The organism is Microbacterium immunditiarum (assembly GCF_013409785.1).
Taxonomy (GTDB): Bacteria; Actinomycetota; Actinomycetes; order Actinomycetales; family Microbacteriaceae; genus Microbacterium; species Microbacterium immunditiarum.
The window spans coordinates 1015958-1041456 of record NZ_JACCBV010000001.1; the positions used below are offsets into that span (position 1 = coordinate 1015958).

At 70.8% G+C, this 25499-nt stretch carries 20 protein-coding genes; 10 read left to right on the top strand and 10 right to left on the bottom strand.

Annotation, left to right across the window (positions count from 1 at the left end):
• Positions 1-8 precede the first annotated feature (8 nt).
• The gene (locus BJ991_RS04525; protein ID WP_218852863.1) at positions 9-1694 is read right to left on the bottom strand and encodes a thiamine pyrophosphate-binding protein; all 1686 of its coding nucleotides are present in this window, start codon (positions 1692-1694) and stop codon (positions 9-11) included.
• A gap of 223 nt (positions 1695-1917) precedes the next feature.
• On the bottom strand, positions 1918-3546 hold the full coding sequence (locus BJ991_RS04530; protein WP_179487858.1) for a molybdopterin-dependent oxidoreductase: 1629 nt from the start codon (positions 3544-3546) through the stop codon (positions 1918-1920).
• A gap of 251 nt (positions 3547-3797) precedes the next feature.
• On the opposite strand from BJ991_RS04530, the gene BJ991_RS04535 reads away from it, so the two are divergent.
• The 3 genes from BJ991_RS04535 to BJ991_RS04545 are packed head-to-tail and all read left to right on the top strand — an operon-like array spanning position 3798 to position 7347.
• A complete protein-coding gene (locus BJ991_RS04535; protein ID WP_179487860.1) occupies positions 3798-5579 on the top strand; it encodes a circularly permuted type 2 ATP-grasp protein in 1782 nt (593 codons plus the stop codon).
• Positions 5573-6505 (top strand): alpha-E domain-containing protein, encoded by a 933-nt coding sequence (locus BJ991_RS04540; protein WP_179487862.1) that lies wholly within the window; start codon positions 5573-5575, stop codon positions 6503-6505. The genes BJ991_RS04535 and BJ991_RS04540 overlap by 7 nt, the downstream gene beginning before the upstream one ends.
• Positions 6502-7347 (top strand): transglutaminase family protein, encoded by an 846-nt coding sequence (locus tag BJ991_RS04545; protein WP_179487864.1) that lies wholly within the window; start codon positions 6502-6504, stop codon positions 7345-7347. Before BJ991_RS04540 ends, BJ991_RS04545 begins: the two co-directional genes overlap by 4 nt.
• A gap of 51 nt (positions 7348-7398) precedes the next feature.
• Here BJ991_RS04545 and BJ991_RS04550 read toward each other — a convergent pair whose 3' ends face one another.
• The 4 genes from BJ991_RS04550 to BJ991_RS04565 form a co-directional block, all read right to left on the bottom strand.
• Positions 7399-7554 (bottom strand): hypothetical protein, encoded by a 156-nt coding sequence (locus BJ991_RS04550; protein ID WP_179487866.1) that lies wholly within the window; start codon positions 7552-7554, stop codon positions 7399-7401.
• A gap of 88 nt (positions 7555-7642) precedes the next feature.
• Entirely contained in the window at positions 7643-9124 is a 1482-nt protein-coding gene (locus BJ991_RS04555; RefSeq protein ID WP_179487868.1) for an MGH1-like glycoside hydrolase domain-containing protein, read from the bottom strand.
• 90 nt (positions 9125-9214) lie between these two features.
• Positions 9215-10564 carry an ABC transporter substrate-binding protein gene (locus BJ991_RS04560; protein WP_179487870.1) on the bottom strand — a complete coding sequence of 450 codons (1350 nt, stop codon included), beginning with the start codon at positions 10562-10564 and terminating at the stop codon, positions 9215-9217.
• Positions 10565-10747: 183 nt separating this feature from the next.
• Positions 10748-11755 (bottom strand): substrate-binding domain-containing protein, encoded by a 1008-nt coding sequence (locus BJ991_RS04565; protein WP_179487872.1) that lies wholly within the window; start codon positions 11753-11755, stop codon positions 10748-10750.
• A 154-nt stretch (positions 11756-11909) separates the two neighbouring features.
• Here BJ991_RS04565 and BJ991_RS04570 point away from each other — a divergent pair, with 154 nt between their 5' ends.
• The 7 genes from BJ991_RS04570 (at position 11910) to BJ991_RS04600 (ending at position 19590) form a co-directional block, all read left to right on the top strand.
• Entirely contained in the window at positions 11910-12875 is a 966-nt protein-coding gene (locus BJ991_RS04570; RefSeq protein WP_179487874.1) for a carbohydrate ABC transporter permease, read from the top strand.
• Positions 12865-13773: a carbohydrate ABC transporter permease gene (locus BJ991_RS04575; protein ID WP_179487876.1), complete on the top strand. Its 909-nt coding sequence runs from the start codon at positions 12865-12867 to the stop codon at positions 13771-13773. Before BJ991_RS04570 ends, BJ991_RS04575 begins: the two co-directional genes overlap by 11 nt.
• A 61-nt stretch (positions 13774-13834) precedes the next feature.
• Complete coding sequence (locus BJ991_RS04580) at positions 13835-15193, top strand: Gfo/Idh/MocA family protein (protein ID WP_179487878.1); 1359 nt, start codon at positions 13835-13837, stop codon at positions 15191-15193.
• Positions 15190-16128 carry an NAD-dependent epimerase/dehydratase family protein gene (locus BJ991_RS04585; RefSeq protein ID WP_179487880.1) on the top strand — a complete coding sequence of 313 codons (939 nt, stop codon included), beginning with the start codon at positions 15190-15192 and terminating at the stop codon, positions 16126-16128. Before BJ991_RS04580 ends, BJ991_RS04585 begins: the two co-directional genes overlap by 4 nt.
• Positions 16121-17035 (top strand): 5-dehydro-4-deoxyglucarate dehydratase, encoded by a 915-nt coding sequence (locus BJ991_RS04590; protein ID WP_179487882.1) that lies wholly within the window; start codon positions 16121-16123, stop codon positions 17033-17035. The genes BJ991_RS04585 and BJ991_RS04590 overlap by 8 nt, the downstream gene beginning before the upstream one ends.
• The gene (locus tag BJ991_RS04595; RefSeq protein ID WP_179487884.1) at positions 17032-18108 is read left to right on the top strand and encodes a mandelate racemase/muconate lactonizing enzyme family protein; all 1077 of its coding nucleotides are present in this window, start codon (positions 17032-17034) and stop codon (positions 18106-18108) included. The genes BJ991_RS04590 and BJ991_RS04595 overlap by 4 nt, the downstream gene beginning before the upstream one ends.
• Positions 18109-18138: 30 nt before the next feature.
• Positions 18139-19590, top strand: coding sequence for an aldehyde dehydrogenase (NADP(+)) (locus tag BJ991_RS04600; RefSeq protein ID WP_179487886.1), 1452 nt, complete (start codon positions 18139-18141; stop codon positions 19588-19590).
• Here the strand turns inward: BJ991_RS04600 and BJ991_RS04605 are convergent.
• The 4 genes from BJ991_RS04605 to rhaI all read right to left on the bottom strand — a co-directional run bounded on the left by BJ991_RS04605 (position 19580) and on the right by rhaI (position 25235).
• On the bottom strand, positions 19580-20455 hold the full coding sequence (locus BJ991_RS04605; protein WP_246301024.1) for a glycoside hydrolase family 43 protein: 876 nt from the start codon (positions 20453-20455) through the stop codon (positions 19580-19582). The two genes, BJ991_RS04600 and BJ991_RS04605, sit on opposite strands and share 11 nt — an antisense overlap.
• A gap of 10 nt (positions 20456-20465) precedes the next feature.
• The gene (locus BJ991_RS04610) at positions 20466-21890 is read right to left on the bottom strand and encodes an FGGY-family carbohydrate kinase (RefSeq protein ID WP_179487891.1); all 1425 of its coding nucleotides are present in this window, start codon (positions 21888-21890) and stop codon (positions 20466-20468) included.
• Between the two features lie 115 nt (positions 21891-22005).
• Entirely contained in the window at positions 22006-24063 is a 2058-nt protein-coding gene (locus BJ991_RS04615) for a bifunctional aldolase/short-chain dehydrogenase (RefSeq protein WP_246301025.1), read from the bottom strand.
• 5 nt (positions 24064-24068) lie between these two features.
• A complete protein-coding gene (gene rhaI, locus BJ991_RS04620) occupies positions 24069-25235 on the bottom strand; it encodes an L-rhamnose isomerase (RefSeq protein ID WP_179487895.1) in 1167 nt (388 codons plus the stop codon).
• Positions 25236-25499 lie beyond the last annotated feature (264 nt).

A 25499-nucleotide genomic window follows, 5' to 3' on the forward strand; every position in this document is an offset into this window, starting at 1 on the left:
CGACGCCCTCAATGCCGGATGCGCACGGGCTCGCCCTCCGCGGCGGGCTGGGCGTGGCGGCGGGCCATGAGCCACGAGCGGCCCTTCACGATCTTCGCGTCGATGACGAGCGGACGATCGCGCGGGCCGTCGAGCCAGGCCGGCACCCCGTCGAGGTCGTCGAGCGCGCGCACGGTCAGGCCGTGGCATCCGTATCCGGCCGCAATGGCGGCGATGTCGGTCTCGGGGAACCGCACGAGGTCGAGCTTGTCGGTGTACGGGTCGAAGAGGTTCACCTCGGCGCCGTACGCATCGTCGTTGTAGACGATGACGACCATGCCGAGGCTCAGGCGCACGGCGGTGTCGAGCTCGACGAGCGACATCATGAACGCGCCGTCGCCCGTGCCGACGACCGGGATGCGGTCGGGCTGCGCGACGCCGGCACCGATCCCGGCCGCCAGGCCCATGCCGATCGCCTGGAACGACAGCGGGATGCAGTATCCGCGCTCGTCCGGCACGCGCAGATGCGCGCCCGGGTAGCAGTTGACGTTTCCACCGTCGGGCACGACGATCCGCTCGATCGGGAGGATCGCGTCGAGGGCGTTGGTGAGCTCCTGCGCGTCGATGCGCTCGCCGTCGGAGCGGGAGTCGAAGGGCTGATCCTTCCAGTACCTCGAGGACCGCACGCGCTCGGCGATCTCGGGCGTGCGGCAGCCGATCTTGCCCGGCGCCTTCGCCTCGATCGCGTCGGCCGCGGCATCCGCGACCGCCGCGGAGTCGCCGAGGACCGCGACGTCGACGTGTCGGTGCAACCCGATCGCGGACGGCCGGTCGTCGACCTGCACGACGGTCGCCGACCGCAGCAGCGTGCCGTCGCGCGTCGTCCACTTGTTGAGCGCCGCGCCGAACACCGCGATGACGTCTGCCGACGAGATGAGGTCGGCGGCGCCCTCGGTCGCGAAGCCGCCCATGATGTCGAGCGCCCACTCGTCGTCGACGAAGAGCCCGCGTCCGGCGGCGGACGTGACGAGGAGGGCGCCGGATGCCGCGGCCAGCCGCCGCAGCTCGCGCTTCGCGCCCCACGCGCCGCGTCCTCCGACGACGACCGGGCGCTGTGCGTTCGCGAGCAGATCGACGAGCCGTGCGAGCGACTCCGGCGAGGCGCCGGGCCGGAGCACGTCGGGCACCGCCGGGACCGCGTCGTCGTCGAACACGACGAGCTCCTCCTGGACATCGACGGGAAGCGAGAGCACGACCGTCTCGCGCTCGAGCAGTGCGGTGCGCACGGCGGATGCCGCATCCGCCACGGCAGTGGCCGCACTGTGGATGCGTGCGGGCGTCGCTCCGACCGCCGCGACGGCGGCGTCCTGGTCGATGTGGAAGTTCGAGGTGATGTCGCCCGCGGCGGTGTCGCCCGACACGACGAGCATCGGGGTGTGGCACTTCGCAGCCTCGGCGATGCCGGTGAGCGCGTTGGTCAGGCCGCACCCCTGGTGCAGCGACACGACGGCGAAGCGGCCCGACGTGCGTGTGTAGGCGTCGGCCATCGTGGCGGCACCCATCTCGTGCCGCGTCGCGGTGAAGGGCACGCCCGCGTCGATCATCGCGTTCGTCACGTGGAAGTTGCCGCTGCCGATGACCCCGAAGATGTGCGCCGCTCCGAGCTTCGCGATCGTGCGTCCGACCGCCTCCGCCACCGTGATCGTCTGACCCATGTTCGCCTCCGTCGCCGTCCGGGGGGCGCGCGGGGGGTCGCGCGCCGTCTTCCAGGATTCCTCGCGGAGGGGGAGAGGTCAACCGCAATACGTACGTGTGGACGCATTCCGTACAAAGCGTTCGTGTCGTTTGGGGCGTGATACCGACCTTGGGGCGCGGGAAATCCGCCCCAAGGTCGGTAATCCGCCCCAAACCCGAGGAGGTGTGGCCCGGGGGGGGGCGCTACTCGAAGACCTCGACGAACCGCTCGTGCCATCCCGTCGCGCCGTCGGGCGCGGGCGGCGCGTGCTCCGACGTCTGCACTTCGCCCGTCGTGCTGATCGCTCGGCAGCGGATGACGTGCCCGCCGATGTCGGCCGTCCAGGGGAGACTCCACTGCACCCACGTGTCGTCCGAGATCGCGGGCGCGAGGGTCGCCTGCTCCCACGGGCCCTCGTCGATCTGCACCTCGACCCCCGCGACGCCGACGTGCTGCTGCCACGCGACGCCCGCGATGACGGTGTCGCCGGCCTTGAGACCCTGGCCCCGAGGCGGCACGTCGATCCGGGACTGCAGCTTGATGGGGCCGCGCTCCGACCACCCGCGATCGGTCCAGTACGCCCGCTCGAGGTCGAAGCGCGTCACGGTGAGCTCGACGACCCACTTCGTCGCCGACACGTACCCGTACAGCCCCGGCACCACCATGCGCACGGGGAATCCGTGCTCGACCGGCAGCGGCTCACCGTTCATGCCGATGGCGAGGATCGCGTCGCGGTCGTCGGTGAGCGCCTCGAGCGGCGTGGACGCCGTGAACCCGTCGATCGACCGCGACAGCACCATGTCGGCGTCGGCATGCGGGCCCGCGCGCGACAGCAGCTCGCGGATCGGGTATCCGAGCCACACGGCGTTGCCGATGAGCTCGCCGCCGACCTCGTTCGACACGCACGCGAGCGTCGTCGCGCTCTCGTGCATCGGGAGCTCGAGAAGGTCGCCCCACGTGAGCGTCAGCTCTCGGTCGACCATTCCGCGGATGCGGAGGCTCCAGTCGGCCGGATCCACCTGCGGCACGATGAGCGCCGTGTCGATGCGGTAGAACCGGTCGTTCGGCGTGATGACGGGTGCGAGGCCCGGGATCCGGAGGTCCGCGCCAGGCGGGATCTCGGCCGGCACCCCGGTGGGCGCGGGCAGCCGCAGCGCGTCGCGCACGGTCGTGACGACCCGCGTTCCCGTGCGGGCGAGGTTCGCCGCGACGAGCGCGAGCACTCCCGCCGCCGCGACGCCGCCGGTCCACGCGAAGAACCTGCGGCGCTCGACGCGGGAGTCGGTGGCGGATGCTGCGGGCGCGGGTGCGGGCGGAGCATCCGTCTCGTCTCCTGCCGCGCCCGCCGCCGCGACCGGTACGGTCGCCGCCACCGTCGCCGTCGCCGCGCCCCGGCCCAGCAGACCTACGAGCAGCCGGAGCGCGACGACGCCGACGATGCCGGCCGCCGCCGACGGCACCCACGAGATCGGACCCGCGCCCGCGCGGGTCATCGACACGACAGCACCCGCGACGCCGCAGGCGCCGATGACCACGAGGCCCCACGGCGGGAAGCGCGCCTCGAGCACGCCCGCCGCGGCGGCGACGATGAGCAGCACGATCGCGATGCCGGTGAGCAGTGCGACCTTGTCGCCCGTGCCGAAGAGGCTGATCGCCGCGTCCTTCGCCCACGGCGGGGCGAGGTCGATGAGCGCGCCGCCGATCACGGCGAACGGGCTCGACTCGGGTGCGATGAGCGCCGCTGCGAGCTCGCCCACACCCGCCGCGAGCACGGCGGATGCCGCACCCGCCGCCGCAGCGGCCAGCCACCGCCCACGCGGAGCCCTCGTCACGAGACAGAGCCTAAGCCTGGATCACCCCGGGCGGACCGGCCTCACGGGGAAGGTTCGGGGAAGCCGCGTGGCCGAACCTCGGAGCGTCCCGACAAGGAAGGAACACAGGAATGGACGAGTTCGACGTGGTCGTCGTCGGCGGCCCGGCGCCTTCGCACTCATCGTGATCCTGGTCGGCTGATGCGCGGAGGCGTGCGCGGGCATCCGTCAAGGGAAACAACCGCGCAACACGCTCGGATTAGGCTCTATGCGTGGGTGATCTCTTCGACGGATACGGCTCGACTCTCGCGCCGCGCAAGACGGCGGCCGGGCTGCCTCCGTTCGACGAGATGTTCGGCGAGCCGGCCCATTCCGGCGCGCCCGCGCCGACCCGCGACGCGTACCGCGAGCTCTACCAGACGCTCGCCCAGATGACGCAGGAAGAGCTGCGCGGGCGCACCGATTCCCTCGCCAGTTCGTACCTCGCGCAGGGCGTGACGTTCGACTTCGCGGGCGAGGAGCGGCCGTTCCCGCTCGACGCGGTGCCGCGCATCATCACGTTCGACGAGTGGTCCCGTGTCGAGGCCGGGGTGCAGCAGCGCGTCCGCGCGCTCGAGGCGTTCCTCGACGACGCGTACGGCCACCAGCACTGCGTGCGCGACGGCGTACTCCCCGCACGGCTCATCGCGTCGTCGCAGTACTTCTACCGTCAGGCGGCCGGCATCCGCAGCGCGAACGGCGTGCGCATCCAGGTCGCCGGCATCGACCTCATCCGCGACGAGCACGGCGAGCTGCGCGTGCTCGAAGACAACGTGCGCGTGCCGTCGGGCGTGAGCTACGTCATCTCGAACCGGCGTGTCATGGCCCAGACGCTTCCCGAGCTGTTCGTGTCGATGCGCGTGCGTCCGGTCGGCGAGTACCCCAACCGGCTGCTGGCGGCGCTGCGTGCGTCGGCACCCGCGGGCATCGAGGACCCGAACGTCGTCGTGCTGACGCCGGGCGTCTACAACTCCGCGTACTACGAGCACACGCTGCTGGCGCGACTGATGGGTGTGGAGCTCGTCGAGGGGCGCGACCTGCTGTGCGTCGGCGGCAAGGTCTTCATGCGCACGACGCGCGGTCCGAAGCGCGTGGATGTCATCTACCGCCGGGTCGACGACGACTTCCTCGATCCGCTGCAGTTCCGCGCCGACTCGATGCTCGGGGCGCCGGGCCTCATGCTCGCCGCGCGCCTGGGCAACGTCACGATCGCGAACGCGGTGGGCAACGGCGTCGCCGACGACAAGCTCGTCTACACGTACGTCCCCGATCTCATCCGCTACTACCTCGCCGAGGAGCCCATCCTCAAGAACGTCGACACATGGCGGCTCGAGGAGCCCGAAGCGCTCGAGGAGGTGCTCGACCGCCTCGACGAGCTCGTGGTGAAGCCGGTCGACGGCTCGGGCGGCAAGGGGCTCGTCGTCGGACCGGATGCCTCGCCCGCCGAGCTCGCGAAGCTCAAGGAGCGCCTCGTCGACGACCCCCGCGGCTGGATCGCGCAGCCGGTCGTGATGCTCTCGACGATCCCGACGCTTGTGGAGGACGGCATGCGCCCGCGCCACGCCGACCTGCGGCCCTTCGCGGTGAACGACGGCGACGAGGTGTGGGTGCTGCCCGGAGGGCTCACCCGCGTCGCGCTGCCCGAAGGCCAGCTCGTCGTCAACTCGAGCCAGGGCGGCGGATCGAAGGACACGTGGGTCATCGGCGGCTCTGCCCCCGCGCGTCGCGAGTACGGGCACAGCCCGCACAGCGGCCCGGCCGAGATCGTCGCCGACCAGGCCGCGCCGACCACGCCGATCGCGATCGTCTACGACGGGCAGCCTGAGCCGGCGCACTCGCCACACGACCGCCCGCGCTCGCGCCTCGAGCAGCAGGAACAGCAGCAGCAGGTGCGTGCTGTCGCTGACCCCACCGCCGCCGAAATCGCACGAATGACCACGGATGCCGGCATCCGATCGTCATCCGCGCAATCTGGGCAGGGTCGCGAGGGCGCTGAGGGGAGCGATCGATGCTGAGCCGCATCGCCGAGTCCCTGTTCTGGATCGGGCGCTACATCGAGCGCTCCGACGGCACCGCGCGCATCCTCGACGTGCACCTGCAGCTGCTGCTCGAGGACCCGTGGATCGACGAAGACACCGCGTGCCGCTCGCTCCTCAGCGTCATGGGCTCCGCCCCTCCGGCGAACGTCGACCACGTGCGCCGGGACGACGTGCTGCAGCGCCTCGCCGTCGACCGCATGAACCCGTCGAGCATCGCGTACGCGCTCACCGCCGCGCGCGAGAACGCCCGCCGCGCTCGCGAGATCGTGTCGACGGAGCTGTGGGAGACGCTCAACACGACGAACTCACGGATGCCCCGCCGCCTCCAGTCCGACAAGGTGCACGAGTTCTTCGGGTGGGTGCGCGAGCGCGCGGCGCTCGCCGTGGGCGTCGTCGACTCGTCGACGAGTCGCGACGAGGCGTGGCAGTTCTTCACGTTGGGTCGCAGCATCGAGCGGGCGGATATGACGGCGCGGATGCTGGCGACGAGGTCGCTGACCGAGGCATCCGGGCCGTCGTGGACGACGATCCTGCGGTCGTGCGGTGCTTACGAGGCGTATCTGCGCACGTATCGGGGCATGCCGAGCGCGCGCAACGCGGCGGAGTTCCTCCTGCTGGACCGGCTCTTCCCGCGGTCGATCATCTACTCGATCCAGCGGGCCGAGGAGTGCATGAGCGCGATCGACCCGCGCGCCGACCGCGTGGGCCACTCGAACACGGTGCTGCGGGCGCTCGGGCAGATCCGCAACGACCTCGAGTACCGGCCGATCAGCGAGATCCTGAGCGAGCTGCCGCAGCACATGCAGCGCGTGCAGAAGGTGACGCGCGAGGCATCCGAGGCGATCCGTCAGCGGTTCTTCCCGACGCACGCCGAGCCGAGCTGGATCGGAGAGATCTCATGAAGCGCCTCCGCATCGAGCACCAGACCGGCTTCAGCTACCAGGGCGACGTCTCCGCGTCGTACAACGAGGCGCGGATGCTGCCCGGTTCGACCGACAGCCAGTTCGTGCTGAGCTCGGCGCTCGAGATCGAGCCGTCGACGTCGGTTAACCAGTACGTCGACTATTTCGGCACGCGCGTCGCGTCGTTCGACGTGCTGTCTGCGCACTCGTCGCTCACGATCACGGCGCGCTCGCTCGTCGAGGTCCGCCCGCGCCCCATCGAACATGTCGAGCTGACGTGGGACGACCTCTTCGAGGCGTCGTCGCGCTCGATGGAGACCGTCGAGCAGCTCACGCAGACGAATCGCACGAAGCCGCACGAGGAGGTCGCCGTGCTCGCGCGCTCGATCGCCGCCGAGCACCACCACCCGGGTCGTGCCGCGCATGCGATCGCGGTCGCCGTCGGCGACGCCGTCGAGTACATGCACGGCATCACGGGCGTGCACTCCACGGCGCGCGATGCGTGGGAGGCCCGCAAGGGAGTGTGTCAGGACATCGCGCACATCACGATCGGCGCGCTGCGAGAGGTCGGCATCCCGGCCCGGTACGTCTCGGGCTACCTGCACCCGCGCCCGAACGCCGAGGTCGGGGTCGCGGTCAGCGGCGAGTCGCACGCGTGGGTCGAGTGGTTCGCGGGTGAGTGGCAGGGCTTCGATCCCACGAACAACATCGAGATCGGCGACCGGCACGTGCTCATCGGGCGCGGGCGCGACTACAACGATGTGCCGCCGCTGCGGGGCGTTTACGCGGGACCGTTCAAGTCGCACCTGCACGTGAAGGTGACGATCACCCGCGAGGCGTGAGCCGGCTCTGCCCGCCTGGCCGCGCCACTTGGGGGCTGCCCCGTCTGAGCGTCAGGCGGGTGGCGAGTCCGGATCGAGGGTCTTGAGCGTGTCCTCCTCGACCGGGTTGTCGGCGTCGAGCTGCTCCTCGGTCGTCTCGTCGCCGCCCTTCGGGGCGTCTTGATCGATCGGCTCGTCTTCCGCGCGTCGCTCGCGTTCGTCGTCCATGAGGCCACGGTAGGCGCTTGGCTCGGGGAGAGGACGGGGCTTGACGCCGTGGCGCGCCGGTGCCGCGAGAGCGGCCGGATCGGGTGCCTCAGAATCGCGGCGGGACGCTCCTCAGCGTCTCGCGCGCGACGACCTCACCAGCGGCCGTGAGCGTCGCCCTCTCGCCGCGGGCGAGTTCGAGCACCTGCGCGCCGTCGATGAACAGCAACGCCCCCTCGTCATCGCCCGCGAGCTCCCACACCGAATCGCCGACGACCCGGCGGTACCCCACCGCACGCGCGGCGGCACCGTGGTCCAGCCGCGTGGGCGCGAGCGCCGCGACGCGCACACCACCGTCGGGCAGCGGAAGAATCCCGAACCACCGCTCCACTGCGTCGAGGAACCACAGCAGCGCGGGCGAGTATGCCTGGGTGTATCCGGCCTCGCCCGACCACGGGTCGAGCGTCTGCGGAAAGCGGTCGGCGACCGCCAGCGCCGCCAGCACGCCCTGCGACGCCAGCGCGAGCTCACCCGCGCGACGGTGGTGCTCGAATGCCGCGGGAGCCCGCAGCTGCGCGAGGAAGTTCGCCGGACCGCCCCACGAGTTCCGCGTGAAGTCGTGGTCGAACCGAGGGTCGTCCATCGCGAGGGACGTGAAGCCGTGCGGCGACAGGAAGCGTCGCGTGTCGAACAGGTGCTTGCGGAGCATCCGGTCGAAGAAGTCGTCGTCGCCCACGTCGCACGCAAGGACGCGCAACAGGACATCGGATGCCACGCGCACGAGCTCGCCGTTGCGATCGCGGTCGTAGAACATCTCGTCGTCGGCGTGCCAGCACTGCTCCCACAGCGCGGCGAGCGTGGACTCGGCACGCGCCCGCCAGGGCGAGGGATCGTGCCCGAGCTCTTCCGCGATCAGCGCGAGGTACGCGCGCTGGCACGCGACGTTCGCGGTGAGGTCCGGCGCCACGTACGGCACGAGCGGGGCGTCGGGGTCCCACAGCGACGCCTCGCCGCGGAAGCAGCGATCGGGCGCGAACCAGAACCGCGGCGAGGCGTCGTGCCCGGTGTCGAACGTGCAGAACGCCTCGACCCCACCCGTCCCACGCGTGTCGCGGTACGTCGCGAGCCACGCGTCCATGCGGCTCATGGCCGCGTACATCGTCTCGAGGTACTCCCGGTCGGCGCGGCCCGAGAGCAGGTAGTGGTTCCACACGCTCCGGGCGAGCGGCGTGACGATCTGGATCTGACTGAAGCCGGGACCCTCGTCGATCACCTTGTAGGGGATGAGCCCGTCCTCACGCTGCTCCGCAGCGAACCGCAGGTGGGTCGCGCGCACGACCTCGGGGGCGAAGCGGCCGAGCACGTCGGTGCTGATCGTGCCCGTGCTCTCGATCCACGCGCCGTCGTACGCACCGCCCTCGATGAGGATCGGATCGGAGCCCGGGTCGCCGACGGGCCGGATGCAGGACGCGAGCTCTGCCGTCGCCTGACGCCAGCGCACCTCGAGCGGCCCGCCCTCCGCGACGAACGCGACGCCGAACGCCGGTTCCGCCGAGCGCAGGCGCGAGAGGACGTCATCGAACCGGGCCACAGTGCATTCTCTCCTCGAACGGCTCTCGAACGGGAGCGCGGGCGGTCCCGATCACGGAACCGCCCGCGCCCACCGGGGGTCTGATCGCGCTCAGCGCGCGGCCTCGATGTCGGCCGTGAGGGCCTCCACCCACTTCTCGCCGGCCTCCTGAGCCGACATGCGCCCGAAGAGCACCTCGGCCTCGTAGGTCTGCGTGTACGAGTTCATGTTGGCGCCGCCGTTCGGCTGAGGCGGCGCGACCTCGCCCGACTCGAGCGTCTTGGCGACGTACTCCGCGGCGACCGCGGCGTTGCCCTCGAGCAGCGGGATCACGGCGTCGGCCGTGTCCTGACGGAACGGCACGCCACGCGTGTCCTTGATGAGGTCGGCGGCGTTCGGGCTCAGGAACCAGTCCATCAGCAGCGCGGAGGCCTCAGGGTGCTCGGTCGCGGCGTTGACCGACCAGAACGCCGACGGCAGCAGGGCCACGCCCGTCTTGTCGGTGTTCGTCGGCGGCAGCAGCACCTGCGTGGCGCCGTCAAGGCCGTAGGGGCCGTTCACGAGGTTCGAGTAGCCGAACGTGATGCCCGCCTGGCCGAGCGCGTAGGGCTGCTGGTCGCTCGGGAGGTTCCAGTTCGTCGAGATGACAGACGGGTCGGGCAGGCCGCCGCCGTCGAGCATCTCCTGCTCGATCTCGTAGAAGCTGGCGATGACCTCGGCGTCGACCGCGACGTTTCCGTCCCAGTCGTACATGCCGAACTCGGTCTCCTGACCGGCGTACGTGCCGATGATGTCCTGCACGCGCAGATCGATGCCCATGATGGGGGCGCCGCTGTCGGTCGTCAGACCCGCCGAGCCGATGGCGTTCGCGGCCTCGACGAGGTCATCCCACGTCCAGTCGTCGCCGGGCACCTCGACGCCGGCCTGCTCGAAGATCTCGGTGTTGATGAACGCGGCGGTCGCGTTGCCACCCGTGGGCAGGCCGTAGAGCTTCTCGTCGACGATCGCGTTCGTGACAGAGAAGTCGGGGTACAGGTCGGAGTTCGCGAGCTCGGAGATCTGATCGCCCGCGTCGAGCTGCAGCAGCAGGCCGTTCGCGCCGTACTCCTGCGGCTTGGCGCCGCCGAGGGCGAAGACGTCGGGAGCGGTGGTCGCGCCGCCGCCGAAGTCGGTCGCGAGGCGGTTGAAGAGATCATCGGGCGAGCCGTACGAGTTGCCCGTGACCGAGATCTTGGGGTACTCCTCCTCGAAGGCGTCGATCACCTCCTGGAAGAGCGCCTGGCGCTCCTCGTTTCCCCACCAGGCGATCTCGAGCTCGATCTCTTCGGCGTTGGGGTCCCATGCCTCGCCGGCCGGTTCTTCGGGGGCGGTGCCACCGGCGCATCCGGTGAGGGCCAGCGCCCCGACGAGGACGGCGCCGAGCGTCGCCTTCCCCGCGATGGAACGTGCTGAACGCGTCATTGCGACTCTTCTCGTGAGTTGTGCGGACCACCGGCGTCGGCGCCCCGCTGTGATTGCGGATCGGTTGCACGGATTCACGGATCGTCAGGCTCGATTTCGTGAAACCGCTATCACGGAACAGTATGCACCGTGGCGGGGTGATGTCAATCGGTCGGGAGTGGATTTGTCATCGCCCGCGACAATTCACGCGGTGTGTGGAGGAGCGGTCGAACCGCGTACCTCGACGCGCGGCTGGAAGACCATGTCGTAGCCGGGCGCCTCGTTCCGCAGGAGAGCCGCCATGCGCCGCCAGGCCTCGACGCCCAGCTCGACGTGGGGGACGGATGCCGTCGTCAGCGGCGGCGACGAGAACTGCGCGAACGGGATGTCGTCCATGCCGGTGACCGAGATGTCGCCGGGGATCGACACACCCTGCTCGGTCAGCGCGTGCATGAGGCCGATCGCCACGAGGTCGTTGATCGCGATCGCCGCGGTCGCCCCCGTGCGCAGCACATGCGGGGCGGCGGCGATGCCGTCGGCCGACGTGACCCCGCCGTCGACGCGGTCGATCCGCACGCCGCGGTGGGAATCGGCGAAGGCGTCGAGGCCCTTGATGCGGAAGCGGTTCGAGACGCTCTTCTCGGTGCCGGCGACGTACACGATGTGCCGGTGCCCGAGGTCGTAGAGGTGCTGGGCGATGCGCTGCACGCCGGATTCGTAGTCGATTGCGAGCGACGGCGCCGACAGCACGAGGTCGGGGCGGTTGATCACGACGAGCGGCTGAAGGCTCGCGGCGAGCGTCGCGAGGCGATCGCCGGCCATGCGCGGCGCGCACAGCACGATCGCGTCGGTGCGGCGCCGGATCTCGGCCGCGAGCAGCGGCTCGTCGCTGGGGGACTCCGCCGAGTCGGCGACCAGCACTCGGTAGCCGTCGCGCGCGGCGGTCTTGCTCAGGCCCGAGAGCACGGCCTGGAACATCGGGTTCCCCAGGTCGGGCACGACGAACGCGATCGCGTGGGTCGTGCCGAGCGCGAGCGCGCGGCCCAGGGGGCTGGGGGAGTAGCCGAGCTCGCGCGCGGCGGTCGTGACGCGCTCCGCGACCGCCGGCTCGCCGGCGAAGCGGTCGTTCATGACGCGCGACACGGTCGCGGGCGACACGCCGGCGCGAGCGGCGACGTCCGCGATCGTCGTCAGACCCGTGCGTCGTACCACGTGCAGCCCCCTTCGAGCGGTGCGAGAGCCCCTGACCGGGGCAGGCGAGCGATGCCTCCGTGAACATCGTGCATCGACATCTGCCTTTCACAGGGTATCGTCGTCCTGTGAAATCCGAGATAGCGGTTTCACGAGATGAGACGAGGAGGTCCGCATGAGCAGTCTGGGCGAGCTGCGCACGATCGCGCTGAATGCCCGACGAGGCGGAGCCAGGCCCGACCCGAAGAAGGCCTACCCCGACAACAAGGCGGGGTACCTGTTCCTGCTGCCCTGGTTCGCGGGACTGCTGCTTCTCGGGATCGGCCCGATGGCCGCGTCGTTGTACCTGTCGCTGACCGACTACAACGTGCTGCATCCGCCGTTCATCAACCCACCCGACTTCGTGTGGTTCGAGAACTACATCGAGATGTTCCAGGATCCGAAGTTCTGGAACGCATTCCGCGTGACCGTCGAGTACGTGCTCGTCTCGGTGCCTCTGCAGCTCGCGTTCGCGCTCGCCCTCGCGCTGCTGCTCGATCGCGGAATGCGGGGCCTCGCGTTCTACCGCTCCGCGTTCTACCTGCCGAGCCTCCTCGGCGGCTCGGTGGCCGTCGCGATCCTCTGGCGTCAGGTCTTCGCGAAGGACGGCATCTTCAACGGGTTCCTCGGGTGGTTCGGGTTCACCGACCTGCCGGGATGGATCGGGCATCCGGATTTCGCGCTGTGGACGATCATCGTGCTCCACATCTGGACCTTCGGATCGCCCATGGTGATCTTCCTCGCGGGGCTCCGGCAGATCCCCGACATGTACTACGAGGCCGCCGAGATGGACGGCGCGGGTCGCCTGCGGCGGTTCTTCTCGATCACGATCCCGCTGCTGACCCCGATCATCTTCTTCAACCTCGTGCTGCAGATCATCTTCGCGTTCCAGACGTTCACGCAGGCGTACGTGGTCTCGGGCGGAACGGGCGGACCCGCCGACTCGACGATGTTCTACACGCTGTTCCTCTACCGCACGGGCTGGATCAACTACGACATGGGTACCGCGAGCGCGATGGCGTGGTTCCTGCTGATCGTGATCGGCGTGTTCACGGCGTTCAATTTCTGGTTCTCGAAGTTCTGGGTGTTCTATGACGACTGAAGCCGCGCCCGCACTGGCGACCGAACTCATCACGACCGGCACGGCCGAGGGCCGACGACGCCGTCCCCGTCGCGCGACGCTCAAGTCCGCGGTGAAGCACATCCTGCTCATCGGGGTCTCGCTGCTGATGCTGTATCCGCTGATCTGGCTCGTCGTGTCCAGCCTCAAGCCGAACGACGAGATCTTCCGCGACCTCAGCATCTTCACGACCGACCTGACGCTCGAGAACTACATCAGCGGGTGGAACGACCTGCAGGCGCCGTTCGGCCTGTACCTCGCCAACTCGATGGTGATCTCGGTCGGGGCGATCATCGGCAACCTGATCTCGTGCTCGCTCGCGGCGTACGCGTTCGCGCGACTGCGGTTCCGCGGCCGCAATCTCTGGTTCGCGGTCATGCTGCTCGGCATCATGCTGCCGTTCCAGGTGGTGCTGATCCCGCAGTTCGTGATCTTCCAGCAGCTCGGCTGGCTCAACACGTTCCTGCCGCTCATCGTGCCGAAGTTCCTCGCGACGGACGCGTTCTTCATCTTCCTGATGGTCCAGTTCATCCGCGCGCTCCCGACCGAGATCTTCGAGGCCGCCAAGATCGACGGCGCCGGGCACCTGCGCATGTTCGGCCAGATCACGCTGCCGCTGATGATCCCGGCGCTCGCGACGACCGCGATCTTCACGTTCATCTGGACGTGGGGCGACTTCTTCGGGCCGCTCATCTACCTGCGTGAGCCGGGCATGTTCCCTGCGCAGGTGGCGCTCAAGGGCTTCATCGACGCGCAGGAGGCCTCGAACTTCGGGGCGATGTTCGCGATGTCGGTCGCCTCGCTCCTGCCCCTGTTCATCGTCTTCCTCGTCGGCCAGCGATTCCTGCTGCGCGGGTTCGCGACGACGGGGATCAAATGATCCGGATGCCGCAACCGGCGTCCGCCCGACTTCACACCGAGAGTCCACCCGAGAGAGAGTCATGACCACCCGCATCCGCTATGCCCTCGTCGGCACGGGGTCGCGCGCGCAGATGTACCTCGACGCAATCACCGGCGCGCACTCCGACGTCGCCGAGCTCGTCGCGTGGGGCGACACGAATCCCGGCCGCCTCGACTGGTACGAGGAGCGCCTCACGGCCGCCGGTGCGCCCGCCCCCGCGCGCTTCGCGCCCGACGGGCTCGGTGCGGCGATCGCCGAGCACGACATCGACCGCGTGATCGTCACGTCGCCCGACTTCACGCACGCGGGCTTCGTGGTCGCGGCGCTCGAGGCCGGCGCCGACGCGATCGTCGAGAAGCCGCTCACGACGAGCGAGGCGGGCGTACGGCAGATCGCCGAGGCCGCCGAGCGCACCGGGCGGTCGGTCACGGTGACGTTCAACTACCGCTACTCGCCGCGCAACAGCGCCCTGAAGGAGGTCATCGCGTCCGGCGCGATCGGCCCCGTGACCTCGGTCCACTTCGAGTGGGTGCTCGACACGGCGCACGGGGCCGACTACTTCCGCCGCTGGCACCGAGACAAGGCGAACTCGGGCGGCCTGCTCATCCACAAAGCGAGCCACCACTTCGACCTGGTCAACTGGTGGATCGCGGATGCCCCGACTCGCGTCTTCGCGAGCGGCGGGCTGCGCTTCTACGGTTCCGAGAACGCCGCCGCGCGCGGTCTCGGCGAGCGGCCTGCACGGGGATCCGACGACTCCCCGTTGCGTGACGCGTTCAGCCTCGATCTGCGCGACGACCCGACGCTCAAGGGCCTGTACTACGACCAGGAGTCGCACGACGGCTACCTGCGCGACCGCGACGTGTTCGACCCGGGCATCACGATCGAAGACAACCTCGCGCTCGTGGTCGACTACGCACACGGCGCGACGATGTCGTATGCGCTCAACGCGCACGCGCCGTGGGAGGGCTACACGGTCGCGGTCAACGGCACCGCGGGCCGCGCCGAGCTGACCGTCGTCGAGCGGGGCGCCGTGCTCCTCGACGCCGATGGCAAGGTCGCCGTCGACCCGAGCGCACGTCCCGACGAGGTCGCGCACGAGGACGCGCGGCCGGTGTCGGAGCGCCTCGTCGTCCAGCGCCACTTCGAGCAGGCGCGCGAGGTCGGGATCCCCGAGGGCACGGGCGGCCATGGCGGCGGCGACGCGGTGCTGCTGCGCGAGGTGTTCGTCGGCCGCACCGAGGATCCGCTCGGCCGCGCCGCGTCGTGGCTCGACGGCGTGCGCTCGATGGCGGTGGGACTCGCCGGCAACCGGTCGCTCGAGACGGGGCAGCCCGTCCGCACGGCGGACCTCGACCTCGGCCCCGCCGCCGCCGCGCTCGAGAGCGAGAGCCGATGAGCCGCATCCTGGTCACCGGAGGCGCCGGCCGGCTCGGCCGCAGCGTCGTCGCGGTGCTCGCCGATGCGGGGCATGACGTCGTGTCGGTCGATCGCGTCGAGGTGCCCGGGCTTCGGGCGGTGCAGGTCGTGCACGAGCTGACGGATGCCTCGGCCGCCGCCGCCCTGTTCCAGGAGCACCGCCCCGAAGCCGTCGTGCACCTCGCGGGCATCGCGGTTCCGTTCAGTGCTCCCGACGAGGTGACGTTCCGCACGAACACATCGCTCGCGGTCGCCGTGATCGCGGGTGCCCGCGAAGCGGGCGTCGGAGCAGTGCTCATCTCGAGCAGCCCGACCGTGATCGGCTACGGCGCGCCCGCGGGGTGGACGCCTTCCGCGCTGCCGATCGACGAGACGCACCCTGTCGCGCCCTGGAACGCATACGCGGCGGCGAAGGTCGCGATCGAAGAGCTCGTGCAGGCGGCCGTCCGCGCGGACACGCCGCTGCGGCTGGGCCTGTTCCGCCCGTGTTACGTCGTCTCGCCCGAGGAATGGGAGGGAGCGCCCACCCAGCAGGGCCACACGATCGCCGACCGCCTCGACGATCCGTCGCTCGCGGCGGTGTCGCTGTTCAACTACGTCGACGCGCGCGACGCGGGTGAGTTCGTGCTCGCGTGGCTCGCGCGGGCCGACGCCGCGCCGAACGGATCGGTGTTCTTCGTCGGCGCCCAGGACTCGCTCGTGCGCGAGCCGGTGGGCCCCGCCCTCGCGAAGCACGTGCCCGAGACGGCCGGCCTCGCGACGGCCCTCGGACCGAGCGACCCCGTGTTCTCGAGCGCGAAGGCCGAGCGACTGCTCGGGTGGCGCGCTCGCCGCTCGTGGCGCACCGAGCTCGTGACCCCACCCGAGGCCCACGCGCGCAAGGCCGCCCCCGTGACAGGAGAGACCGTTGCCTGACAAGACCTTCGCCGAGGGCGTGCTGTTCTTCCCCGTGACGCCGTTCGACGCATCCGATCGCCCCGACCTCGACGTGCTGGCGACGCACGTGTCGTCCGGCGTCGATGCGGGAGCCGCCGGTGTCTTCGCCGCGTGCGGTACAGGCGAGTTCCACGCGCTGTCGGTCGGCGAGTACCGCGACGTCGTGGCGGCGTCGGTCGCCGCGGTCGGCGGGCGCGTGCCGGTCTACACCGGTGCAGGCGGACCCCTCGGCCACGCGCGCGAGGTCGCGAAGGCTGCGGCGGATGCGGGGGCCGACGGCCTGCTCGTCATGCCGCCGTACCTCGTGCAGGGGCCGCAGCACGGACTTGTCGCGTACGTCGAGGCGATCGCGGCGGCGACCGACCTGCCGCTCGTGGTCTACCACCGCGCGAACATGCAGCTGTCCGAGGCGACCGCCGATCGGATCGTGACCCTTCCGTCGGTCGTCGGCATCAAGGACGGCGTCGGCGACATCGCGCTCATTCAGCGGTTCGTGCTCGCCGCGGCGCGGGCCGGCCGCGACCTGGAGTTCTTCAACGGGCTCCTCACCGCCGAGCTCAGCCAGGGCGCCTACCGCGCGATCGGCGTGCCGCGCTACTCGTCGGCGGCGTTCGCGATGGCGCCCGACATCGCGATGGCGTTCTTCGACGCATACCGCGACGGCGACGACGAGCGGCAGCGGATGCTCCTCGACGGGTTCTACGTGCCGCTCGTGCGCCTGCGCGATGAGACCCCCGGCTTCGCGGTGTCGCTCATCAAAGCGGGGCTGCGCCTCGGGGGCGTCGACGTCGGGTCCGTGCGTCCGCCGCTCGCCGACCCGACGTCCGAGCAGGAGGAGCGCCTGCGGGCCCTCCTCGAGCATGGCCGGGAGCTCATCGCGCGATGACCCACGCGACCGCTGCACCGCCGATCGACCGCGTCGAGACTCGGCTGCTGACTCTTCCGCTCCGGCGCCCATGGGGGCATGATGTGACGGACGTCCGGGTCGTGTACGTCTCCGTGACCGACGCCGATGGAGCCACAGGGCACGGCTTCTCCTGGACCCCGTCGATCGGCGGCACCGCCGTGCGCGCGATGATCGACACCGACCTCGTCGCGTTCGCGATCGGCCGTCCCGCCGCGCCGACGTGGTGGGACGACGCGTGGCGCCACCTGCACGAAGCGGGCGGCGGAGGCGTCACGACGATCGCGCTCGCGGGGCTCGACCTCGCGCTGTGGGACCTCGTGGGGCGGCGCGCGGGCCAGAGCATCACGGATCTCCTCGGTCGCCGCCACGAGACGCTCGAGGCGTACGGCAGCGGCGTCAACCTGCACTATCCGCTCGACGAGCTCGTCGCCCAGGCCCAGCGGTGGGTCGAGGCGGGCTTCGGGGGTGTCAAGGTCAAGGTCGGCAGGCCCGATCTCGCGGAAGACGTCGACCGCCTCGCAGCTGTGCGCGAGGTCATCGGCCCCGACCGCGCCCTCATGGTCGACGCGAACCAGCGGTGGGCGCTCGACCGGGCTGTCGCCGCGGTCGAGGCTCTCGGTCCGATCGGCATCGCGTGGCTCGAGGAGCCGCTGCGCGCCGACGACCTCGCCGGCCACGTCGCGCTGCGCCGCGAGACCGGCGTGCGCATCGCGGTCGGCGAGAATCTGCACACGGAGTACCGCTTCCGCGAATTCCTCGAGGCGGATGCGGCACAGGTGCTGCAGCCGAACATCGTGCGCGTCGGCGGCATCACGCCGGCCCTGCGCATCGCGCGTGCGGTCCAGGACGCCGGCGCCGAGCTCGCGTTCCACCTGCTTCCCGAGCTGTCCGCGCCGGTCGCGTTCAGCCTCGGCACCGCGACCCGCGTCGAGGTCGTCGAGGACGCGCTGTTCACCGACCTGGGCGCGCTCGCCGCGCCGACGGGGCTCGTCGTCACCGACGGCCGCGTCGGGGGCGAGCCGACCACCGGGCTCGGCATCCGGTTCCGCTGACCGGCCCCACTGACTTCGAAGGAGGATCGCATGACCGACTCGACCCCCGCAGACGTCGACCGCATCGCCTCGGCGGCCGCAGAGGCGTTCACGGTGACAGTGGCGTCGACCGACGCCGAGCGCGCCGCGTGGCTGCGCGCCGTCGCCGACGAGCTCGACGCGAACGTCGACGAGCTCGTCGCGATCGCCGACCGCGAGACCGCGCTCGGTGAGACGCGCCTGCGCGGCGAAGTGGCCCGCACGACCGGGCAGCTCCGCCTCTTCGCGACGGTCGTCGAGGAGGGCTCGTACCTCGAGGCCATCATCGATCACGCAGTGCCGGATGCCGCGCCCCCGCGCCCCGATCTGCGCCGGCTGCTGCGGCCGATCGGTCCCGTGGCGGTCTTCGCGGCGTCGAACTTCCCGTTCGCGTTCTCGGTCGCCGGGGGCGACACCGCGTCGGCGCTCGCGGTCGGGTGCCCGGTCATCGTGAAGGGGCACTCGGGGCACCCCGAGCTGTCGCGCCGCACCGCTGCTCTCGTGGGGCAAGCGCTGAAGCGAGCGGGCGCCCCCGCCGGCGTCTTCGCGCTCATCGAGGGCCGCCAGGCCGGAGTCGCGCTCATCGAGCATCCGGCCATCGCCGCCGGTTCGTTCACCGGATCGGTCGCGGGCGGGCGAGCCCTCGCCGACCGCGCCGCCGCACGACCGGCACCCATCCCGTTCTTCGGCGAGCTCGGCTCGATCAACCCGGTCGTCGTGACCGAGGCCGCGGATGCCGCGCGCGGTGGCGCGCTCGCGCAGGGCCTCGCGGGGTCGTTCCAGCTCGGGTCGGGGCAGTTCTGCACCAAGCCCGGCCTCGTGTTCGTTCCCGAGGGGTCCGTCGTGGAGTCGGCGCTGCCCGCGCATGTCGGTCCGGCCGCGCACCGCCTGCTGACGGACGCCATCGACCGCGGCTTCCACCACGGTCTCGAGCACCTCGCGGCTGTGCCGGGCGTCGAGCTCGTCGCGCAGGCGCCGGCGGCAGACGACGGCGTGCCGCAGCCGCTCGTGTACGCGGTGTCGCTCGACACGTTCGCCACGCACCTCGAGACGCTCTCGGCCGAGGTGTTCGGACCGGTCACGCTCCTCGTGCGCTACGGGTCGGCCGCTGACCTGCCCGCCGTGCTCTCGCAGCTCGAGGGGAGCCTCACGGCGACGATCCACGCGGAGGACTCCGACGACGTGACCCCCGCGCTCGACGTGCTGGCCGCCCGCGCCGGTCGCATCCTCTTCTCGGGCTGGCCCACCGGCGTCGCGGTCACGTGGTCGCAGCACCACGGCGGACCTTGGCCCGCGACGACGTCGCAGCACACGTCCGTCGGGGCGACGGCGGCACGGCGCTTCCAGCGGCCCATCGCCTACCAGGACGCCCCTGAGCGCGTGCTCCCGCCGGCGCTCCTGGACGCGAACCCCCTCCGGATCCCGCGCCGCGTCGACGGCGTGCTGCAGCTGGCTACGCCCTGAGCCGAAGACCCTCGGGCGTCTCCTCGAGCGGGAAGAATCTCGCGCGCTCGTCGGGCGTGCGGTTCGGGGTGTGCAGCGCGAGGAGGAGCCGGCCGGCGGCATCCGCGAAGATCATTCCGTGACCGCCGTCGGCGGGCCACAGCGGCTCGTCCGACTGCGTCCACGGACCCTCGATGCGTCCCGACTGCGACGTCGCGACGCCCATCGCGTAGCCCGAGTCGCCGAAGCTGGACCACAGCATGAGCAGCCGCCCGTCGCGCGTGCGGTGCATCGACGGGCCATCCGTCACGAACACCCGCGGAAACTCCGTGCGATCGATCGACCGCGCCCACCGCGCCTCCGACGCCCGGAACAGCAGCCGTGGCTCGCCGACCGTCCCGCGCAGGTCGTCGGTCAGCCGGATCGCGTGCACTTCTCCGTCCCCGACGTCCTTCCACTCGTGGCAGAACACGAGGTACGGCACGCCGTCCTCGACGTGGAGCGTGCCGTCGAGGCACTCCCATCGGCGCGGAGTCACGGGTTCGGGCGACCACGGCTCATACGGCCCCTGGGGGCGCTCCGCACGAAGCACCTGAGTGCCCCGTCGCTCACCGGGCGCGGTGAACGTCGCGAACATGTAGAACGCCCCGCGATAGGGGTGCACCTCGGGCGCCCAGTACTGCGTGTGCGACCAGAAGTCGGGGGCGGGCCGGAACGCCGGCGCCGGCCCGTGCCACTCATCGAGATCGGTGCTCCAGTACGTGTCGAACCCCGTCGCGGGGCCCGTCCAGATGTCTTCGTCGGTGCTCCCGAAGAGGTGGTATCGACCCTCGTCGGGGTCGTACAGCACGAATGGGTCGCGGATCTGGATCTCGTCGAGTCGCAAGGGATCTCCGTTACGTGCGGGCCGGCGCGGGTTCGTAGCGGACGAGAGGGACGGATGCCGCCACCGCCGCCCGCAGCGTCTCGAGTGTGGCATCCGGGCCGAACCAGCCGTGTGCACGTGCCTGCACCAGCACGTTCCCGAGCGCGGTCGCCTCGACCGGGCCCGCCAGCACGGGCAATCCGGACCGGTCGGCGGTCGCCTGGCACAGCAGCCGGTTGAGCGAACCGCCGCCCACGATGTGCACGACGTCGAGGTGTCGGCCGGTGACCCGGGCGACCGTCGTGAGGGCGTCCGCGAACGCGACGGCGATGCTCTCGACGATCGTGCGGACGAACGCCGCGCGCGACTCCGGCACGGAAGAGCCGCTCCCGCGCAGCACTGCCGCGATACGCGCGGGCATGTCGCCGGGTGCCGAGAGGCGCGGGTCGTTCGCGTCGAACAGAGCGAACTCACCGTCGACGGCGGATGCCTCGTCGAGCAGCTCGCCCAGGTCGAGCGGCGAGCCGTCCTGCTCCGCCCACGCGCTGACGGTCTCGGTGAGCAGCCACAGACCCGTGACGTTGTGGAGGAAGCGGATGCGGCCGTCGACGCCGCCCTCGTTGGTGAAGAGCGCTTCGCGCGCCGCATCCGTCACCACGGGCTCGTCGAGCTCGACGCCCACCAGCCCCCACGTGCCGCACGAGATGTAGGCCGCGCTCGGCGACGCGAGCGGGACCGCGACGACCGCGGACGCGGTGTCGTGCGAGCCGACCGCGACGACCTCGAGCGGGGCGCCGATGCGCTCGAGCGCCTCACCGCGCACGGCGCCGAGACTCGCGCCCGGATCGACGAGCGGCGGCAGCGCCGACCGCGGCACCCCGAGGCGCTGGGCCAGCTCGGTGTCCCACTCGCGCGTGCGCACGTCGAGCAGCCCCGTCGTCGAGGCGTTCGTGCGCTCGGCGACGCGGACCCCAGTCAGGAGGAACGCGATGAGGTCGGGGATGAGGAGCGCGGCATCCGCTTCGCGCGACTGTGCGTCGACCGCGTACTGGTAGAGCGTGTTGAACGGCAGGAACTGCAGCCCGTTGCGGCGGTACAGCTCGTCGAACGGCACGACTGCGTGCACGGCCTCGACTCCGGCGGCCGTGCGCTCGTCGCGGTAGTGGAACGGCGCGTCGAGCAGCTCGTCGCCCCGCAGCAGTCCGTAGTCGACAGCCCACGAGTCGATCCCGATGCTCGCGATGCCCGGCTCGCGCCGCACCGCTTCGGCGAGTCCCGCGAGGATGTGGTCATACAGCGCCGCGAAGTCCCATCGCAGCGAGCCGTCGGCGGCTGTGACGGGTCCGTTCGGGAAGCGCGCGACCTGCTCCAGGCGTACCGCGCCGTCGGCGACGTACCCGAGCATGACGCGCCCGCTCGTCGCCCCGAGGTCGACTGCTGCGACGACGCCGCTCACACCCCGCACCCGTTCGCCGAACGCACGACTTCGCGCCCAACGCACGACGTGGCGATGTCGGTGAACCGTGCACTCGACGGGAAGTCGTGCACTCGGCGCAGAAGGGGGGAGGGAGTCATCGCAGGAACGCCGCCGCGACGCCAGAGTCCACCGGGACGTGCAGGCCGGTCGTGCGGCTCAGCTCGGGGCCCGTGAGCACGTACACCGCGTCGGCGACGTTCTCGGGGACGACCTCGCGCCTCAGGATCGTGCGCTGCGCGTAGAACTCTCCGAGCTTGTCCTCGGGCACGCCGTAGGTTGCGGCGCGGTTGGCGCCCCAGCCCGACGCGAAGATGCCCGAGCCGCGCACGACGCCGTCGGGGTTCACGCCGTTGACGCGGATGCCGTGCTCGCCGAGCTCGACCGCGAGAAGCCGCACCTGGTGCGCCTGGTCGGCCTTCGTCGCGGAGTACGCGATGTTGCTGGGGCCTGCGAACACGGAGTTCTTCGACGAGATGTAGACGATGTCGCCGCCCATGCTCTGTTCGATGAGCGCCTTCGCGGCGGCCTTCGATACGAGGAACGAGCCCTTCGCCATGACGTCGTGCTGGAGGTCCCAGTCCGCCTCGGTGGTCTCGAGCAGCGGCTTCGAGAGTGACAGGCCGGCGTTGTTGACGACGAGGTCGATGCCGCCGAACGCGAGCAGGGTCGCGTCGATCGCGGCCTGCACCGCCGCGGGATCGGCGACGTTCGCGGCGACTCCGATCGCGACATCCGTGTTCCCGAGCTCCGCCGCGACGGCCTGCGCCTTCTCGAGGTCGAGGTCGGCCACGACGACGCACGCGCCCTCGGCCGCGAGCCGCGACGCGATCGCCTTGCCGATGCCCGACGCGGCGCCGGTCACGAAGGCGACACGGCCCTGATGCGACTTCGGCTTCGGCATCCGCTGCAGCTTGGCCTCTTCGAGCGCCCAGTACTCGATGCGGAACTTCTCGGCGTCGCCGATCGGCGTGTAGGTCGACAGCGCCTCGGCGCCGCGCATGACGTTGATCGCGTTGACGTAGAACTCGCCCGCGACGCGCGCGGTCTGCTTGTTCGCGCCGTACGAGAACATGCCCACGCCCGGCACGAGCACGATGAGCGGGTCGGCGCCGCGCATCGCGGGGCTGTCGGGCGCCGCGTGGGCCTCGTAGTACGCGCGGTAGTCGGCGCGGTACTGCTCGTGCAGCTCCTTGAGCCGCGCGATCGAGTCCTCGACGGATGCGTCCGCAGGAAGGTCGAGCAGCATCGGCTTGACCTTCGTGCGCAGGAAGTGGTCGGGGCAGCTCGTGCCCAGCTCCGCGAGCGCGGGCGCCTTCTCCGACGCGAGGAAGTCGAGCACGACCTCGCTGTCGGTGAAGTGGCCGACCATCGGCTTGTCGGTCGAGGCGAGTCCGCGGATCGTCGGCGCGAGGGCCGCGGCCTTCGCGCGGCGCTCCGCCTCCGGCAGCGCCTCGAACCCGGCCCGCACGCCGCCGAACGGCTCGGGCTTCCCGTGCTCGGCGATGTGGGCCGCGGCCGTCTCGATGATCCACAGCGAGTTGCGCTCGGCCTCGTCGGAGGTGTCGCCCCACGCGGTGATGCCGTGCCCGCCGAGGATGCAGCCGACCGCCTGCGGCTTGCGCCGCTTGATCTCGGCGATGTCGAGGCCGAGCTGGAACCCGGGGCGCCGCCACGGCACCCACGCGACCTTGTCGCCGAAGATCTTCGCGGTGAGCTCTGCGCCGTCGGCGGCGGTCGCGATCGCGATGCCCGAATCCGGATGCAGGTGGTCCACGTGCGCCGCGTCGACGAGGCCGTGCATCGCGGTGTCGATCGACGGCGCCGCGCCGCCCTTGCCGTGCAGGCAGTAGTCGAACGCGGCGACCATCTCGTCCTCGCGCTCGACGCCGGGGTAGACGCCGGCGAGGGCGCGCATGCGGTCGAGCCGCAGCACCGCGAGCCCTTCGGGCCGCAGTGTGCCGAGGTCGCCGCCAGACCCCTTGACCCACAGCAGCTCGACGGGCTCGCCCGTCACCGGGTCGGTCTCAGTGCCCTTGGCGGAGGTGTTTCCGCCCGCATAGTTCGTGTTCGCGGGGTTCGAGCCGAGGCGGTTCGAGCGCGCGATGAGTGCCTCGACGGGCTCGGCGAACGGGTTCTCAAGATCGTCCGTCATCGAGATCATGCCCCCCATCCGGCCTGCACGCCGCCGACGCGCTCGGCCTCGATCTTCTCCTGATAGCCGGATGCCCCGAACGCCGCCATCGGGTCGCGGGGGAGCCCGCGCGCCTCGCGCCAGTCCGCGAGAGCCGGGCGCACGTCGGTGTAGAACGCGTCCATGAAGATGGCGTTCGCGGCGAGGACGTCGTTCTCCGCCTGCGCGACCGCGAGCGCCTCGCGGTCGACCAGGAGGGCGCGGGCGGTCATCTCCTGCACGTTGAGCACCGAGCGGATCTGGCCGGGGATCTTCTTCTCGATGTTGTGGCACTGGTCGAGCATGAACGCGACGTCGGGACTGTTGAGGCCGCCTCCGCGGATCACTTCGAAGATGATGCGGAACAGCTGGAACGGGTCGGCCGCCCCCACGATGAGGTCGTCGTCGGCGTAGAAGCGCGAGTTGAAGTCGAACGAGCCGAGCTTCCCGAGGCGCAGCAGCTGCATGACGATGAACTCGATGTTCGTGCCGGGTGCGTGGTGGCCTGTGTCGAGGCACACGACGGCGCGGTCGCCGAGCGCGGCCACCTGCGCGTACGAGGTGCCCCAGTCAGGGACATCCGTGTGGTAGAAAGCCGGCTCGAAGAACTTGTACTCCAGCACCAGCCGCTGGCCGTCTGTCAGGTGCGCGTAGATCTGCTGCAGCGAGTCCTGCAGGCGGTCCTGGCGACCGCGCATGTCGTTCTGGCCGGGGTAGTTCGAGCCCTCGGCCAGCCAGATCTTGAGGTCGCGGGACCCCGTCTCGTCCATGATGTCGATGCACTCGAAGTGGTGCTCGATCGCCTTGCGGCGGACGCGCTCGTCGTGGTGGGTGAGCGCGCCGAACTTGTAGTCCTCGTCCTGGAACGTGTTCGAGTTGATCGTGCCGAGCGTGACCCCCTGGTCCTCGGCGTGGCGGCGCAGGTCGGCGTAATCCTCGACCTTGTCCCACGGGATGTGCAGGGCCACGCTCGGCGCGAGCGCCGTGAAGCGGTGGACCTGCGCGGCATCCGCGATCTTCTCGTACGGGTCGCGCGGCGTGCCCGGCGTCGCGAACACGCGGAACCGCGTGCCCGAGTTGCCGAACGCCCACGACGGCAGCTCGATGCCCTGGGCCTCCAGGGTGGACAGGATCTCGGGGGAGAGGGTGCTCACGATGTGCGCTTTCGTCTCAGATTCGCGGGGTGTCGGGGTGGGTGTCGTCGCTCGTGCCGGACCCGCCGGCGGCGAGCTCGTCTGCCGGAGCGCAGGGCGATCACCGACCCGAAGGCCTTCTGGACGTCGGCGAGCTCGAGCACGGGGGTCGCGGTCACCGGGGCATCACCACTCTCGCTATTAAGGGAGTGAATCGTTTCATCCCCTGCCGAAGCGACAGTAGGCTATGTTTTGAAAGACTGTCAAGCCGGATGCCGCGACCGT

Coding starts and splice junctions, on each gene's coding strand:
- BJ991_RS04525 (WP_218852863.1), bottom strand. CDS start 1,694: ATGGGTCAGACGATCACGGTGGCGGAGGCGGTCGGACGCACGATCGCG.
- BJ991_RS04540 (WP_179487862.1), top strand. CDS start 5,573: ATGCTGAGCCGCATCGCCGAGTCCCTGTTCTGGATCGGGCGCTACATC.
- BJ991_RS04545 (WP_179487864.1), top strand. CDS start 6,502: ATGAAGCGCCTCCGCATCGAGCACCAGACCGGCTTCAGCTACCAGGGC.
- BJ991_RS04550 (WP_179487866.1), bottom strand. CDS start 7,554: ATGGACGACGAACGCGAGCGACGCGCGGAAGACGAGCCGATCGATCAA.
- BJ991_RS04560 (WP_179487870.1), bottom strand. CDS start 10,564: ATGACGCGTTCAGCACGTTCCATCGCGGGGAAGGCGACGCTCGGCGCC.
- BJ991_RS04570 (WP_179487874.1), top strand. CDS start 11,910: ATGAGCAGTCTGGGCGAGCTGCGCACGATCGCGCTGAATGCCCGACGA.
- BJ991_RS04575 (WP_179487876.1), top strand. CDS start 12,865: ATGACGACTGAAGCCGCGCCCGCACTGGCGACCGAACTCATCACGACC.
- BJ991_RS04580 (WP_179487878.1), top strand. CDS start 13,835: ATGACCACCCGCATCCGCTATGCCCTCGTCGGCACGGGGTCGCGCGCG.
- BJ991_RS04585 (WP_179487880.1), top strand. CDS start 15,190: ATGAGCCGCATCCTGGTCACCGGAGGCGCCGGCCGGCTCGGCCGCAGC.
- BJ991_RS04595 (WP_179487884.1), top strand. CDS start 17,032: ATGACCCACGCGACCGCTGCACCGCCGATCGACCGCGTCGAGACTCGG.
- BJ991_RS04600 (WP_179487886.1), top strand. CDS start 18,139: ATGACCGACTCGACCCCCGCAGACGTCGACCGCATCGCCTCGGCGGCC.
- BJ991_RS04615 (WP_246301025.1), bottom strand. CDS start 24,063: ATGACGGACGATCTTGAGAACCCGTTCGCCGAGCCCGTCGAGGCACTC.